Origin of the sequence: Micrococcus sp. GbtcB5, from assembly GCF_019091605.1 — a bacterium.
GTDB lineage: Bacteria > Actinomycetota > Actinomycetes > Actinomycetales > Micrococcaceae > Micrococcus > Micrococcus luteus.
Genome location: NZ_JAGXJK010000296.1, coordinates 1 through 252 on the forward strand (window position 1 = coordinate 1; position 252 = coordinate 252).

Genomic DNA, 252 nt, shown 5'->3' on the forward strand with positions numbered 1-252 from the left:
GGCCAGCAGCCCGGGCATGGCCCTGAGCATGCGCGCCCCGGAGTCCTCGAGGCAGTACTCCAGCTCACGGGCGGTGAACAGCGGGTTGAGCGGCACCATCACCGCGCCCAGACGCATGTGCGCCTCGTAGACCGCCACGAAGGCCGGGGCATTGGGCAGCATCACGGTCACCCGGTCCCCCGGGCCCACCCCGCGGTGGCGCAGCCAGCCCGCCGTCGCGGCCGTGGGCTGGACCAAACCGCGGGAGGACAT

The 252-nt window shown here is 73.4% G+C and carries 1 protein-coding gene; it reads right to left on the reverse strand.

The window, feature by feature from the left end; all coding sequences use genetic code 11:
* The coding region (locus tag KVS67_RS12435; RefSeq protein ID WP_254629374.1) for an AMP-binding protein at positions 1–237 on the reverse strand (237 nt) is incomplete at its 3' end.
* Positions 238–252: the final 15 nt, after the last annotated feature.